Origin of the sequence: Streptomyces sp. NPDC126503, assembly GCF_040302405.1 — a bacterium.
Classification (GTDB): domain Bacteria; phylum Actinomycetota; class Actinomycetes; order Streptomycetales; family Streptomycetaceae; genus Streptomyces; species Streptomyces gulbargensis.
The window spans coordinates 85,614-99,852 of sequence record NZ_JBEORS010000005.1 but is presented as its reverse complement, the minus strand read 5'-3'; the positions used below and the strand labels follow the sequence as shown (position 1 = coordinate 99,852).

Here is a 14,239-nt window from a genome sequence, read left to right as displayed (position 1 = left end):
TTGACCGGAGTGCTGCAGCCCCCATGGCGAATCGATCCGAGGCCCCCACAGCCCGCCCCACCGGTTCCCCCGCCGCCCCCAGACTCCACGGCGCCTGGCTGGCCCGTGGCAAGGAGGGGAGATTCAGCGCCTACCTGCCCAGGAACGGCGAGGTGGTCCGCTGGACCGAGGGGGCCGACGGCCGCTGGACCGGTCCCGTCTCGCTCGGCGGCGGCGGGGAGCTCCTCCCCGCCCTCTCGGTCGGCCAGGGCGCCGACGGCTACGTCCACCTCGTCGCCCTGCGGCCGGCCGTCGGCGGCGAGCCGGACCACGTCGAACTGGTGCACACCACCCAGTACCAGACGGGCCGCCCCGCCCTGGAGTGGCGCTCCCTCGCCCACCCCAACGGGCCCTCCTACACCTGGACCGGGACCCCGGCCGTCACCGTCGACGGCATCGGCCGCACCTACGTCTTCTCCCGCAACGGCGGCGGCGGCGTCAGCGTCCGCGCCCAGAAGGACGCCGGCGGCTGGCACCCCTGGTGGGACCTGCTGGGGTCCAAAACCGACCCCTCGCCCGTCGCGGTCACCAACGGCTCCGGCTTCGTCGAGCTGTACAGCTCTCACGCCAAGGGCCTCGTCCGCTACCAGCAGCGCGAGTCCGGCGGGAAGCCGGTCCGCGAGGAGCTCCTGCCCGCCTCCGTGACCATGGGCACCCTCACCGCCGTCACCGGCCCCTCCGGACACACCACGGCCTTCTACGCCGACCAGGAGGGCTGGGTGTGCGCCTGGTCCCCGGACCGCTCCCTCGCCCCCACCCGCCTCGTCGAGGCCGCCGGGCCGGGACCCCTCACCGCCACCCGCTGCGTCGTCGACGGCGCCGACCGCACCGTCCTCGCGCAGCGGGCCGAGGACGGCCGCCTCGCCCTGTGCGCCCACCCCAGCGAGCAGGAGGAGGCGGGCACCGCCTGGACGCACACCGGCACGCCGTACCGCGAGCTGTCCACCGCCCTGCGCGCCGGGCCCGACGGCCGCCTCGTCGCGCTGGCCCTGGCCGACGGCACCTCGCTGCTCACCGCCCGCGTCCGCCCCGGAGGGGACGCGCTCGCCCTGGAGCCCTGGCACACCCTCGACTGATCCGCCGCGTCGAGCCCGTGCACGCGGAACGGCCCCGGCACCTTTCCAGGTGCCGGGGCCGTTCCCGTACGACGTGAGTCCTGCCGTTACGCCGGGACGCTCGCCACGCCCGGGGCCAGGAACCGCTTGCCGTTGACGCGCTCGGAGACGCCCTCACGGTCCAGGTACGGCGTGATGCCGCCCAGGTGGAAGGGCCAGCCCGCGCCGGTGATCAGGCAGAGGTCGATGTCCTGCGCCTCGGCGACGACACCCTCCTCCAGCATGAGGCCGATCTCCTGCGCCACCGCGTCCAGGACGCGGTCCCGGACCTGCTCCTCGGTCAGGACGGTGTCGCCCTGCTTGAGGAGCGCGGCGACCTCGGGGTCGAGCTCCGGCTTGAAGCCGTTCTCCGGCTTGTAGACGTAGAAGCCGCGCTTGCCGGCCTCGACGACCGCCTTCAGGTTCGGAGAGACCTTGAAGCGCTCCGGGAAGGCGCGGTTCAGCGTCTCCGAGACGTGCAGACCGATCGCCGGGCCGACCAGCTCCAGGAGGACCAGCGGGGACATCGGCAGGCCGAGCGGCTCGACGCCCTTCTCCGCCACCTCGACGGGCGTGCCCTCGTCGATGACGTTCTGGATCTCGCCCATGAAGCGGGTCAGGATGCGGTTCACGACGAACGCCGGGGCGTCCTTCGTCAGGACCGCGGTCTTCTTCAGCTTCTTCGCGACACCGAACGCGGTGGCCAGGGAGGCGTCGTCGGTCTTCTCACCGCGGACGATCTCCAGGAGCGGCAGGACCGCGACCGGGTTGAAGAAGTGGAAGCCGACCACGCGCTCCGGGTGCTGGAGCTTGGAGGCCATCTCGGAGACCGACAGCGAGGAGGTGTTGGTGGCGAGGATCGCGTGCGCCGGGGCGACCGCCTCGACCTCCGCGAACACCTTCTGCTTGACGGACATCTCCTCGAACACGGCCTCGATGACGAAGTCCGCGTCCGCGAAGCCCTCGGCCTTGTCGAGGACACCGGAGACCAGGCCCTTGAGACGGTTGGCCTTGTCCTGGTTGATGCGGCCCTTGCCGAGCAGCTTGTCGATCTCGGCGTGGACGTAGCCCACGCCCTTGTCGATCCGCTCCTGGTCGATGTCGGTCAGCACGACCGGCACCTCCAGGCGGCGCAGGAACAGCAGGGCCAGCTGCGAGGCCATCAGACCGGCGCCGACGACGCCGACCTTGGTGACGGGGCGGGCCAGCGACTTGTCCGGGGCACCGGCGGGGCGCTTGGCGCGCTTCTGCACCAGGTTGAAGGCGTAGATGCCGGAGCGCAGCTCGCCGCCCATGATCAGGTCCGCGAGGGCCTGGTCCTCGGCGTCGAAGCCCTTCTGCAGGTCGCCGTCCTTGGACGCCTCGATGATGTCCAGGGCGCGGTACGCGGCCGGGGCGGCCCCGTGCACCTTGGAGTCGGCGAAGGCACGGCCCTTGGCGACGGCCTGGTCCCAGGCCTCGCCGCGGTCCACCTCGGGACGCTCGACGGTCACGGTGCCGTTCAGGACGCCCGCGGTCCAGATCAGCGACTGCTCCAGGAAGTCGGCGCCCTCGAAGATCGCGTCGGCGATGCCGAGCTCGAAGACCTGCTTGCCCTTGAGCTGGCGGTTCTGGTTGAGCGAGTTCTCGATGATGACCGAGACGGCCTTCTCGGCGCCGATCAGGTTCGGCAGGATCGTGCAGCCGCCCCAGCCGGGCACCAGGCCGAGGAAGACCTCGGGCAGCGAGAAGGCCGGCAGGGCCTTCGACACCGTGCGGTAGGCGCAGTGCAGACCGACCTCGACGCCGCCGCCCATGGCCGCGCCGTTGTAGTACGCGAAGGTCGGCACGGCGAGCGCGGACAGCCGCTTGAAGACGTCGTGGCCGCCCTTGCCGATGGCCAGGGCCTCCTCGTGCTTCTTCAGCAGCTCGACGCCCTTGAGGTCGGCGCCGACGGCGAAGATGAACGGCTTGCCGGTGATGCCGACGCCGACGATCTCGCCGTTCGCGGCCTCCGCCTCGACCTGGTCGATCGCCGTGTTCAGGTTGGCGAGGGACTGCGGTCCGAAGGTGGTCGGCTTGGTGTGGTCGAAGCCGTTGTCCAGCGTGATCAGCGCGAACCGGCCCGCACCCGCGGGCAGCTCGAAGTGACGTACGTGGGCGCTGGTGACGACCTCGTCCGGGAACAGCTCGGCCGCACCCTTCAGAAGCTCGGCGGTGTTGCTCACTTGCCCTCCCAGTGGGGGTTCTCCCAGATGACCGTCGCGCCCATGCCGAAGCCGACGCACATGGTGGTGAGGCCGTAACGGACCTGCGGCTGCTCCTCGAACTGGCGGGCCAGCTGCGTCATCAGACGGACGCCGGAGGAGGCGAGCGGGTGGCCGAAGGCGATGGCGCCGCCGTACTGGTTGACGCGCGCGTCGTCGTCGGCGATGCCGTAGTGGTCGAGGAAGGCGAGGACCTGGACGGCGAACGCCTCGTTGATCTCGAACAGGTTGATGTCGTCGATCGTCAGGCCCGCCTTGGCGAGGGCCTTCTCGGTCGCCGGGATCGGGCCGTAGCCCATGACCTCGGGCTCCACGCCGGCGAAGGCGTAGGAGACCAGGCGCATCTTGACCGGGAGGTTGTTCTCCCGGGCGAAGTCCTCGGAGGCGATGATCGAGGCGGTGGCGCCGTCGTTCAGGCCGGCCGCGTTGCCCGCGGTCACGTTGCCGTGGACGCGGAACGGCGTCTTCAGGTTGGCCAGCGACTCCAGGGTGGTGCCCGGGCGCATCGGCTCGTCGGCGGTGACCAGGCCCCAGCCGGTCTCGCCGGCCTCGGGGGAGGTGCGGCGGACGGAGATCGGGACCAGGTCCTGCTGGATCTTGCCGTCGGCGTACGCCTTGGCGGCCTTCTCCTGCGAGCGCACGGCGTACTCGTCGGCGCGGCGCTTGGTGATGTGCGGGTAGCGGTCGTGCAGGTTCTCGGCGGTCATGCCCATGAAGAGGGCCGACTCGTCGACGAGCTTCTCCGACACGAAGCGCGGGTTCGGGTCCACGCCCTCGCCCATGGGGTGGCGGCCCATGTGCTCGACACCACCGGCGATGACGGCGTCGTACGCGCCGAAGGCGATCGAACCGGCCACCGAGGTGACGGCGGTCAGCGCGCCGGCGCACATACGGTCGATGGAGTAACCCGGCACCGACTGCGGCAGCCCGGCCAGGATGCCCGCCGTACGCCCGAGGGTCAGACCCTGGTCGCCGATCTGCGTGGTGGCCGCGATCGCGACCTCGTCGATCTTCGCGGGGTCCAGGCCCGGGTTGCGGCGCAGCAGCTCCCGGATGGCCTTCACGACGAGATCGTCGGCGCGGGTCTCGTGGTAGATGCCCTTCGGGCCCGCCTTGCCGAACGGGGTGCGGACGCCGTCGACGAAGACGACGTCCCTGACGGTACGAGGCACGATGGCTCTCCTCCAGGGTGCGGGATGGCACTGCTGCGGCGCACGGCTAAGCGCGCGCTTGCTTCCCCCATGCTACTTGTGGGTAACCAGGCTGCCCACCCCCTGAGGGGCAAGCGGTGAAGGTCACATCCGCGGACCGCGCCGACCGCCGCCGCCTTTCCGGCCACCTTTGTCTCATGGACGGCGCGCGCGGGCGCGGCCCTCCTCACTAGTGTCCTCGCGGAGCGCGCGGAGGGGGAGGACATGTCCGACGAGGTGACGAAGTGGCTGGCCCGCACGGCCCTGCCGCTGGCCGGCCTGTCCGCCGGCGGCCCGGTGGACGACCTCCGGCCGCTGGGCGAGGTGCTGGACGGCGTGCGGATCATGGGGCTTGGTGAGGCCACCCACGGCACCGCCGAGTTCTTCCGGCTCAAACACCGCCTGCTGGAGTACCTCGTCACCGAGCACGGCTTCACCGTCCTCGCCATGGAGGCGAGCGCCTCGGCGGCCCCCGCCGTCGACGCCTACGTCCGCCACGGCGTGGGCGACGCCGCCGAAGCCCTCGCCGGACTCGGCTTCTGGACCTGGCGGACCCGCGAGATGCTCGCGGTGCTCACCTGGATGCGCACCTACAACCAGGGCCGTCCGGACGCCGCGAAGGTACGGTTCGCCGGCATCGACCCGCAGAAGTGCGGCCCCTCCCTGACCGCACTCGACGCCTTCCTCCGCAGGACCGCGCCCGACCGCGCGGCCGGGCTCCTCGCCCCGCTCCGCGTCCTCGCCGACGCCGCCCCCGGCTCACGCCCCGACCCCGAGCGGCGCCTGGTGCACGAGGCCGGGGAGCTGCTGGAGTTCCTGCGCGGCACGGCCCCCGAGGCGGCCGACGCGCACGGGCACGCCCGCCTCCTGGTGCGGGCCGCCGACCTGGTGACCAGGCCCGGGCGGCACGAGGACCCGGAGGAGACCGTCTTCGCCGCCCGCGACCGGTACATGGCCGAGGCCGTCGGGGACCTCCTGGACGACCCGGCCGCCAGGGTCGCCCTCTGGGCCCACAACGGGCACCTCGCCAAGGGCCGCTACGGCGGCGCCGTGCCGGCCATGGGCCACCACCTTCAGGCCCGCCACGGCGACGCCTACTACGCGCTCGGCCTGCTGTTCGGCGGCGGCGCCTTCCGGGCCCGCCGCCTGCGGCGGCTGCCGTGGTCCCGGCGCCGCGCGGGCGCCGCCGTGGCCCACCGGATCGGTCCCGCCCGCCCCGGCACCCTGGAGGCACGGCTCGCCGAGGCCGTCCCCGGCGACCACCTCCTGGACCTGAGGGGCGCGGCCGGCGCCCCTCGGACGGTGCGGGAGTGGCTGAAGGGCCCGCACCCCGCGCGGAGCTTCGGCGCGATGGTGCCCCGCTGGACCTACCGGCTGCACCTGAGTCCGCTCTCCCCGGCCGGGGAGTACGACGGCTTGGGCTACGTCGCCGTCTCGACCTGCTCCAGGCCGCTCCCGGAAGCCTGAACCGGTTCCCGGCGGGCCGGCGACGCGGGAGCGGCGCCGGAGCCCCGGCCCGGCAGGGCCCGACATGCGCGAAGGTCCCCCCGGGCCGGCTGGGGGGACCTTCGCGGACCGCTCGTCTCAGGCGGTGGCGGCGAGGGCCGTCACCAGGAGCGGGGCGACCAGGCCGACCTGCCAGGGACGCGCGCCGTGCCCGGTCAGGGCGGCGGCCACCGTCTCCTCCGTGGCGGGCGCCGGGGGCTCCCAGCAGACCCGCCGCACGGTGTCGGGGGTGATCAGGTTCTCCTGCGGCAGGTTCAGCTCCTCCGCCAGCGCCGACACCGCGGCCCGCGCCGCCGAGAGCCGCGCGGCCGCCACCGGGTCCTTGTCCGCCCAGGCGCGCGGCGGGGGCGGCCCGGCGACCTGTTGGCCCGGCTGGGGCAGCTCGTTCTCGGGGAGCGCCCTGGCCCGGTCCACCGCGGCCTGCCACTGCTCCAGCTGGCGCCGGCCCATCCGGTGGCCGAAGCCCGGCAGCGCGGAGAGCGCGGCCACGTTCGCGGGGAGGGCCAGGGCCGCCTCAACGATCGCCGCGTCGCTCAGCACCTTGCCGGGGGAGACGTCACGCCGCTGGGCGATCCGGTCGCGGGCCGTCCACAGCTCCCGTACGACCGCCATCTGACGGCGACGGCGGACCTTGTGCATGCCGGAGGTGCGGCGCCAGGGGTCCTTGCGGGGCGGGGCGGGCGGGGCCGAGGCGATGGCGTCGAACTCCTGGCGGGCCCACTCCAGCTTGCCCTGCCGGTCCAGCTCCTTCTCCAGGGCGTCGCGCAGGTCGACCAGGAGCTCCACGTCCAGCGCGGCGTACCGCAGCCACGGCTCGGGCAGCGGCCGGGTGGACCAGTCCACGGCGGAGTGGCCCTTCTCCAGGGCGTACCCGAGGACGGACTCGACCATCGCGCCGAGGCCGACCCGCGGGAAGCCCGCGAGCCGTCCGGCGAGCTCGGTGTCGAAGAGGGAGGTGGGAAGCATGCCTATGTCCCGCAGGCACGGGAGGTCCTGGGTGGCGGCGTGCAAGATCCATTCGGTCCCGGCGAGCGCCTCGCCGAGGCCGGAGAGGTCCGGGCAGCCGACCGGGTCGATCAGGGCGGTCCCGGCCCCCTCGCGGCGGAGCTGGACCAGATAGGCGCGCTGGCCGTAGCGGTAGCCGGAGGCGCGCTCGGCGTCCACGGCGACGGGACCGCTTCCGGCCGCGAAGGCGGCGATCACCTCGGCGAGGGCGTCCTCGCTCGCGACGACGGGCGGAACCCCCTCACGGGGCTCCAGCAACGGGATCGGAAGCCCATTCGCAGGGACATCGTCGTCCGGGGGGCCGCCCCCGGTGGTGCGCAGTGCTGTGTCTGCTGCGGTCTCTTGGGCGTCGGTCACCTGTCAAGGGTATCCGTCCACCGGCGGTCACCCCCCGAGGAACGGACGGAACGTTCCGTCGACAGGTGACCGCGGAGCGCCGGTGGTGCCTCAGTGGATGATTCCGGTGCGCAGGGCCACCGCGACCATGCCGGCGCGGTCGCCGGTGCCCAGCTTGCGGGCGATGCGGGCGAGGTGGCTCTTGACGGTGAGGGCCGAGAGGCCCATGGAGACGCCGATCGCCTTGTTGGACTGGCCCTCGGCCACCAGCCGCAGCACCTCGACCTCACGGCCGGAGAGCTCGCGGTAGCCGCCCGGGTGGCTCGGGGCACCCGGGGGGCGGCGGTGGCCGAGGCGGGCGGCGGCGGCGCCGATCGGCGCGGCACCCGGGCGTGTCGGGTGCCCGATGTTCGTACGGGTGCCGGTGACGACATAGCCCTTGACGCCGCCGGCGAGGGCGTTGCGCACCGCGCCGATGTCGTCGGCGGCCGAGAGGGCCAGGCCGTTGGGCCAGCCCGCCGCGCGGGTCTCGGACAGCAGGGTCAGGCCGCTGCCGTCGGGCAGGTGGACGTCGGCCACGCAGATGTCGCGCGGGTTGCCGACGCGGGGACGGGCCTCCGCGATGGACGACGCCTCGATCACGTCACGTACTCCGAGGGCCCACAGGTGGCGGGTGACGGTGGAGCGGACGCGCGGGTCGGCCACGACGACCATGGCCGTCGGCTTGTTCGGGCGGTAGGCGACCAGGCTTGCGGGCTGCTCGAGGAGAACGGACACCAGGCCTCCTGGGGGGAAGGTGCGGGGACGGAGCCGGCTCGGGGAAGAAGCCGGGGGCGAACCCGTGCTGTGAAGGGGTCACTGAATCCTTCGGCAGCAGGGCCGCCCGCCTTTAGGGAAAGATCACGATTTAGTGAGTAACAATTCGGGCAATTCGGACGCGTGAGCGAGCGTCGGCCGGAACGTCCCCGCCGCTCACCCCCACGGGGGACCCCGTCAAGCGCCCTGTGGCCCCCGCCGCTGGGGCAGCGACACGACCCCCGCCCCCGCCGTCGTCGAACCCGGCTCCGGCGCCACCGGCGGCAGCCCCGCGATCTGGCACAGCAGATCGCACCACGCCGCCAGATGCGCCCCCGTGTCCGGCGCCCCGCCCAACCCCTCGCGCGGCGTCCACGAGGCCCTGATCTCGATCTGGGTCGCCGGTCTGCGGTCCGCCAGGCCCCCGAAATAGTGGGAGCCCGCCATCGTGACGGTCCCGCTCGCCTCGCCGTACGCCAGCCCCCGCGCCTCCAGCGCGCCCGTCAGCCACGACCAGCACACCTCCGGCAGCAGCGGATCGGCCGCCATCTCCGGCTCCAGCTCCGCCCGCACCAGCGTCACCAGCCGGAACGTGCCCTTCCAGGCCTCGTGGCCGTCCGGATCGTGCAACAGGACGAGCCGCCCGTCCGCCAGATCCTCCTCGCCCTCCACCACCGCCGCCTCCACCGCGTAGGCGTACGGGGCGAGACGCTGCGGCGGCCGCGTCGGATCGACCTCCATCTCCGGCCGCAACCGCGCCGCACGCAAGCCCTCGACCGCCCGCCGGAACTCCGGCGGCGCCGCGTCCCCCTCCGTACCCCCCGCCGTGTCGCCCGCCCCTCGATTGCCCTCGGAATGATCGGAAAAATGTCCCTGAGCCGCAGCCATGCGGGGAAGAGTAGGCGGAACGGGCCCGCCGCGCAGGGAGGGACACCCGCCCCGCACGAGCGGCTTACCGCCACATGCGAAGATTTGGGCGTGAGTGCCATGGACAGCCCGACGGGCCAGCAGACGAAGCAGCAGTCGCGGACGTACGACTCCGCGTTCCTCAAGGCGTGCCGGCGCGAGCCCGTACCCCACACCCCCGTCTGGTTCATGCGGCAGGCCGGGCGCTCGCTCCCCGAGTACCTCAAGGTCCGCGAGGGCATCCCCATGCTCGAGTCGTGCATGCGGCCCGAGCTGGTCACCGAGATCACCCTCCAGCCCGTACGCCGCCACAAGGTCGACGCCGCCATCTTCTTCAGCGACATCGTCGTCCCCCTCAAGGCCATCGGCATCGACCTCGACATCAAGCCCGGCGTCGGCCCGGTCGTCGCCGAACCCATCCGCACCCGCGCCGACCTCGACCGCCTGCGCGACCTCACCCCCGAGGACGTCCACTACGTCACCGAGGCCATCGGCATGCTCACCGCCGAGCTGGGCGAGACCCCGCTCATCGGCTTCGCCGGCGCGCCCTTCACCCTCGCGAGCTACCTCGTCGAGGGCGGCCCGTCCCGCAGCCACGAGCACACCAAGGCGCTCATGTACGGCGACCCGCAGCTCTGGGCCGACCTCCTCGACCGCCTCGCCGACATCACCGCCGCCTTCCTCACCGTCCAGATCGAGGCCGGCGTCTCCGCCGTCCAGCTGTTCGACTCCTGGGTCGGCGCGCTCGCCCCGGCCGACTACCGCCGCTCCGTGATGCCCGCCTCCACCAAGGTCTTCGACGCCGTCGCCGGCCACGGCGTCCCCCGCATCCACTTCGGTGTCGGCACCGGCGAACTGCTCGGCCTCATGGGCGAGGCCGGCGCCGACGTCGTCGGCGTCGACTGGCGCGTCCCCCTCGACGAGGCCGCCCGCCGCGTCGGCCCCGGCAAGGCACTCCAGGGCAACCTCGACCCCGCCGTCCTCTTCGCCTCGCGCGAGGTCGTCGAGGCCAAGACCGACGAGGTCCTGGCCGCCGCCAAGGACCTGGAGGGGCACGTCTTCAACCTCGGCCACGGCGTGATGCCGGCCATGGACCCCGACGCCCTGACGCGCCTGGTCGAGTACGTGCACACGCGGACGGCCGTCTGACGCCCCCGCGCCCGTGACCACGGCGGGGCCGGAACCGTACGGAAGGTACGGGACCGGCCCCGCCGCCGTCGTCAGGGACGGTACGAGGAGAACGGACCGGCCCCCGGGCCCGTCACCCGGCGGCCCGGACCGCCGCCACCGCCTTCCGCGCCGCCACGAGCACCGGGTCCCACACCGGCGAGAACGGCGGCGCGTACCCCAGGTCCAGCGCCGCCACCTCCTCCACCGACATCCGCGCCGACAGCGCCACCGCCGCCACGTCCACCCGCTTCGCCGCACCCTCCCGGCCCACGATCTGCACCCCCAGGAGACGGCCCGTCCGCCGCTCTGCCAGCATCTTCACCGTCATCGGCGCCGCCCCCGGGTAGTACCCCGCCCGGCTGGTCGACTCCACCGTCACCGACACGAACCGCAGCCCCACCTCCCGGGCGTCCCTCTCCCGCAGACCCGTCCGCGCGATCTCCAGATCGCACACCTTCGACACCGCCGTCCCCACCACCCCCGGGAACGTCGCGTAGTCCCCGCCCACGTTCGAGCCGATCACCTGCCCCTGCTTGTTCGCGTGCGTCCCCAGCGGCACGTACCGCTCCCGGCCCGACACCAGGTCCAGCACCTCCACACAGTCACCGCCCGCCCAGACGTTCTCCTGGCCCCGCACCCGCATCGCCAGATCCGTCAGCAACCCCCCGTACGACCCCAGCGGCAGCCCCGCCGCCTCCGCCAGCGAGGTCTCCGGCACCACCCCCACCCCCAGCACCACCACATCCGCCGGATACTCCGCCGTGTCCGTCGCCACCGCCCGCACCCGGCCGTCCCCGTCCGCCACGAACCCCGTCACCTCGGCCGACCCCACCGTGCGGATCCCCAGCCCGTCCATCGCCCGGTGCACCAGCCGCCCCATCTCCGGATCCAGCGTCGACATCGGCTGCTCGCTCCGGTTCACCACCGTCACCTCGAAGCCCCGCTTCAGCAGCGCCTCCGCCATCTCCACCCCGATGTACCCGGCCCCCACCACGACCGCCCGGCGCCCCCGCGCCCCCGACAGCCCGTCCAGCAACGCCTGCCCGTCCTCCAGCGTCTGCACCCCGAAGACCCCTTGCGCGTCCACCCCCGGCACCGGCGGACGCAACGGCCGCGCGCCCGTCGCGATCACCAGCCGGTCGAACCCCGTCCAGCCCTCCGCACCCGACTCCACCTCCCGCCACCGGACCCGCTGCCCCGGCACATCGATCTCCGTCACCTCCGTCCGCATCCGCAGATCGATGTCCCGCGCCCGGTGCTCCTCCGGCGCCCGCGCGATCAACTCCTCCCGCGCCGGCACGTCCCCACTCACCCAGTACGGAATCCCGCACGCCGAGTACGAGGAGAAACGCCCCCGCTCGAACGCCACGATCTCCAACTCCCCGGCCCGCCTCAGCCTGCGCGCCTGCGAAGCGGCCGACATCCCCGCCGCGTCCCCACCGATGACCACCAGTCGTTCCGTCATGGGGCCTATTTTCAAGGGCTCGGGGAGGGGCATCGGCGTGGGGAGGCGGTTTGAGAGAGTGGGGGCATGAACGCGGACACCACGGGACCCCACGTCGTCGTCGCGGGCGGCGGCATCGCCGGGCTCGCCGCCGCGCACCGGCTGCTCGCCGGGGGCGCGCGCGTCACCCTCCTGGAAGGCGGCGACCGGCTCGGCGGGAAGCTGCTCGCCGGAGAGATCGCCGGCGCCCCCGTGGATCTCGGAGCCGAGTCGCTGCTCGCCCGCCGCCCCGAGGCCCTCGCCCTCGCCCGCGACGTCGGGCTCGGCGAGCGGCTCCAGGCCCCGGCCACCACCACCGCCTCCGTCTGGTCCCGGGGCCGGCTCGTGCCCATGCCCAAGGGACACGTCATGGGCGTCCCCGGCGACGCCCGCGCCGTCGAAGGCCTCCTGTCCGAGGACGGCGTGCGCCGGATCGGACAGGACGGCGACCTGCCCCCCACCGAGATCGGCGACGACACCGCCATCGGCGCGTACGTCGCCGCCCGCATGGGCCACGAGGTCGTCGACCGGCTCGTCGAACCCCTCCTCGGCGGCGTCTACGCCGGCGACGCCTACCGCATCTCCATGAAGGCCGCCGTCCCCGCCCTCTTCGACGCCGCCCGCCGCCACCCCACCCTCACCGAAGCCGTCCGCGCCGTCCAGCGGGCCGGCGCCGCCGTCCCCGCCGACGCGGCCGGCGCCGCCACTGGCCTCGGCGGCTCCGTCTTCGCCGGCCTCGACGGCGGCATCGGCACCCTGCCCGCCGCCGTCGCCGCCGCCGTCCGCGCCGGCGGCGGCGAGATCCACACCGGCACGCCCGTCACCGCCCTGCGCCGCACCGGCGCCACCGGCTGGCAGGTCGTCACCCCCGGCCGCGTCCTCACCGCCGACGCCGTCGTCCTCGCCACCCCCGCCGGCCCCGCCGCCACCCTCCTCGCCGACCACGCCCCGGCGGCCGCCGCCGAACTCGCCGCCGTCGAGTACGCCTCCATGGCCCTGGTCACCCTCGCCTTCCGACGCGCCGACATGCCCGCCCTCACCGGTTCCGGCTTCCTCGTGCCGCCCGTCGACGGGCACACCATCAAGGCCTCGACCTTCTCCAGCCGCAAATGGCGCTGGATCACCGACCGGGCCCCCGACCTCTTCGTGCTCCGTACCTCCGTCGGGCGCCACGGCGAGGACGAACACCTCCACCGGGACGACACCGACCTCGTCGCCGCCTCCCTCAAGGACCTCGCCGCCGCCACCGGTCTCACCGCCCGGCCCGTCGCCACCACCGTCACCCGCTGGACCGGCGGCCTGCCCCAGTACCCCGTCGGCCACCTCGCCCGCGTCGCCCGCGTCCGCGAGACCGTCGCCGCCCTCCCCGGACTGCGGCTCACGGGCGCCGCGTACGACGGCGTCGGCATCCCCGCCTGCATCGCCTCCGCCCACCGCGCGGCCGACGAGATCATCGCCACGCGGCAAACCCCCCACCCCGGTGCGGGGCACTCCTCGTGACGGGCGAGAATAGGCGTATGAGTGCGCCCGAAAAGATCCCGAACGCCGGTAAGAAGGCGAAGGACCTCAACGAGGTCATCCGCTACACCCTGTGGTCCGTGTTCAAGCTGCGCGACGTCCTGCCCGCCGACCGCGCCGGCTACGCCGACGAGGTCCAGGAGCTGTTCGACCAGCTCGCCGCCAAGGACATCACCGTCCGCGGCACGTACGACCTCTCCGGTCTCCGCGCCGACGCCGACGTCATGATCTGGTGGCACGCCGAGACGAGCGACGAGCTCCAGGAGGCGTACAACCTCTTCCGCCGCACCAAGCTCGGCCGCGCCCTGGAGCCGGTCTGGTCCAACATGGCGCTGCACCGCCCCGCCGAGTTCAACAAGTCGCACATCCCGGCCTTCCTCGCCGACGAGACCCCCCGCGACTACGTCTCGGTCTACCCCTTCGTCCGCTCCTACGACTGGTACCTGCTGCCGGACGAGGACCGTCGCCGCATGCTGGCCGACCACGGCAAGATGGCCCGCGGCTACCCCGACGTCCGCGCCAACACCGTCGCCTCCTTCTCGCTGGGCGACTACGAGTGGCTCCTCGCCTTCGAGGCCGACGAACTGCACCGCATCGTCGACCTCATGCGTCACCTGCGCGGCTCCGAGGCCCGCATGCACGTCCGCGAGGAGGTCCCGTTCTACACCGGCCGCCGCAAGAGCGTCGGCGACCTCGTGGCGGGCCTGGCCTGACGGCCGTACGAACCTGGTGGCGGCCCGGCCCCCGGCCGGACCCCCACCCCTCGACCCGGAAGATCAGACGGCAGGCGTGACCGTTGCCCGCCGCTCCAGCGACACCGGGTCCGGCACCGGGTGCGGCGCGCGTCCCACGCGCGCCGCACCGGCGTCTTACCCCCGCCGCCCCCGCCCCCCCCCCCCCCGCGAACCCCCGGGGGGGCCGCACCCCCGGGGGACCCCCCCCCCCCCCCCC

General features: G+C 73.7%; 11 protein-coding genes. 5 read left to right on the top strand and 6 right to left on the bottom strand.

The window, feature by feature from the left end; genetic code table 11:
- Positions 1-23 precede the first annotated feature (23 nt).
- On the top strand, positions 24-1,115 hold the full coding sequence (locus ABTY40_RS09115; protein ID WP_352058916.1) for a PLL family lectin: 1,092 nt from the start codon (positions 24-26) through the stop codon (positions 1,113-1,115).
- Between the two features lie 86 nt (positions 1,116-1,201).
- Here ABTY40_RS09115 and ABTY40_RS09110 read toward each other — a convergent pair whose 3' ends face one another.
- Positions 1,202-3,340, bottom strand: coding sequence for a 3-hydroxyacyl-CoA dehydrogenase NAD-binding domain-containing protein (locus ABTY40_RS09110; protein WP_345286199.1), 2,139 nt, complete (start codon positions 3,338-3,340; stop codon positions 1,202-1,204).
- Positions 3,337-4,551, bottom strand: coding sequence for a thiolase family protein (locus ABTY40_RS09105; protein ID WP_352058915.1), 1,215 nt, complete (start codon positions 4,549-4,551; stop codon positions 3,337-3,339). Before ABTY40_RS09105 ends, ABTY40_RS09110 begins: the two co-directional genes overlap by 4 nt.
- 243 nt (positions 4,552-4,794) lie before the next feature.
- On the opposite strand from ABTY40_RS09105, the gene ABTY40_RS09100 reads away from it, so the two are divergent.
- On the top strand, positions 4,795-6,036 hold the full coding sequence (locus ABTY40_RS09100) for an erythromycin esterase family protein (protein ID WP_352058914.1): 1,242 nt from the start codon (positions 4,795-4,797) through the stop codon (positions 6,034-6,036).
- Between the two features lie 117 nt (positions 6,037-6,153).
- Here the strand turns inward: ABTY40_RS09100 and ABTY40_RS09095 are convergent, their stop codons facing one another.
- From ABTY40_RS09095 to ABTY40_RS09085, 3 genes are all read right to left on the bottom strand, one after another.
- Positions 6,154-7,437, bottom strand: coding sequence for a ribonuclease D (locus ABTY40_RS09095; protein ID WP_352058913.1), 1,284 nt, complete (start codon positions 7,435-7,437; stop codon positions 6,154-6,156).
- A 90-nt stretch (positions 7,438-7,527) separates the two neighbouring features.
- A complete protein-coding gene (locus ABTY40_RS09090) occupies positions 7,528-8,193 on the bottom strand; it encodes a response regulator transcription factor (RefSeq protein WP_015037008.1) in 666 nt (221 codons plus the stop codon).
- Positions 8,194-8,409: 216 nt separating this feature from the next.
- Positions 8,410-9,099 carry a DUF3000 domain-containing protein gene (locus ABTY40_RS09085; protein WP_352058912.1) on the bottom strand — a complete coding sequence of 230 codons (690 nt, stop codon included), beginning with the start codon at positions 9,097-9,099 and terminating at the stop codon, positions 8,410-8,412.
- A 90-nt stretch (positions 9,100-9,189) separates the two neighbouring features.
- Here ABTY40_RS09085 and hemE point away from each other — a divergent pair, with 90 nt between their 5' ends.
- Complete coding sequence (gene hemE / locus ABTY40_RS09080; protein ID WP_502990527.1) at positions 9,190-10,266, top strand: uroporphyrinogen decarboxylase; 1,077 nt, start codon at positions 9,190-9,192, stop codon at positions 10,264-10,266.
- Positions 10,267-10,378: 112 nt separating this feature from the next.
- Here hemE and ABTY40_RS09075 read toward each other — a convergent pair whose 3' ends face one another.
- Positions 10,379-11,752, bottom strand: a complete 1,374-nt coding sequence (locus tag ABTY40_RS09075; protein ID WP_352058911.1) for an FAD-dependent oxidoreductase — start codon at positions 11,750-11,752, stop codon at positions 10,379-10,381.
- Positions 11,753-11,818: 66 nt separating this feature from the next.
- Between ABTY40_RS09075 and hemG the strand changes: the two genes are divergently transcribed.
- Positions 11,819-13,270, top strand: coding sequence for a protoporphyrinogen oxidase (hemG, locus tag ABTY40_RS09070; RefSeq protein WP_352058910.1), 1,452 nt, complete (start codon positions 11,819-11,821; stop codon positions 13,268-13,270).
- A 17-nt stretch (positions 13,271-13,287) separates the two neighbouring features.
- Positions 13,288-14,001 (top strand): hydrogen peroxide-dependent heme synthase, encoded by a 714-nt coding sequence (hemQ, locus tag ABTY40_RS09065; protein WP_345286211.1) that lies wholly within the window; start codon positions 13,288-13,290, stop codon positions 13,999-14,001.
- Positions 14,002-14,239: the final 238 nt, after the last annotated feature.

Coding starts and splice junctions, on each gene's coding strand:
- ABTY40_RS09085 (WP_352058912.1), bottom strand. CDS start 9,099: ATGGCTGCGGCTCAGGGACATTTTTCCGATCATTCCGAGGGCAATCGA.
- ABTY40_RS09100 (WP_352058914.1), top strand. CDS start 4,795: ATGTCCGACGAGGTGACGAAGTGGCTGGCCCGCACGGCCCTGCCGCTG.
- hemQ (WP_345286211.1), top strand. CDS start 13,288: ATGAGTGCGCCCGAAAAGATCCCGAACGCCGGTAAGAAGGCGAAGGAC.
- ABTY40_RS09115 (WP_352058916.1), top strand. CDS start 24: ATGGCGAATCGATCCGAGGCCCCCACAGCCCGCCCCACCGGTTCCCCC.
- hemG (WP_352058910.1), top strand. CDS start 11,819: ATGAACGCGGACACCACGGGACCCCACGTCGTCGTCGCGGGCGGCGGC.
- ABTY40_RS09075 (WP_352058911.1), bottom strand. CDS start 11,752: ATGACGGAACGACTGGTGGTCATCGGTGGGGACGCGGCGGGGATGTCG.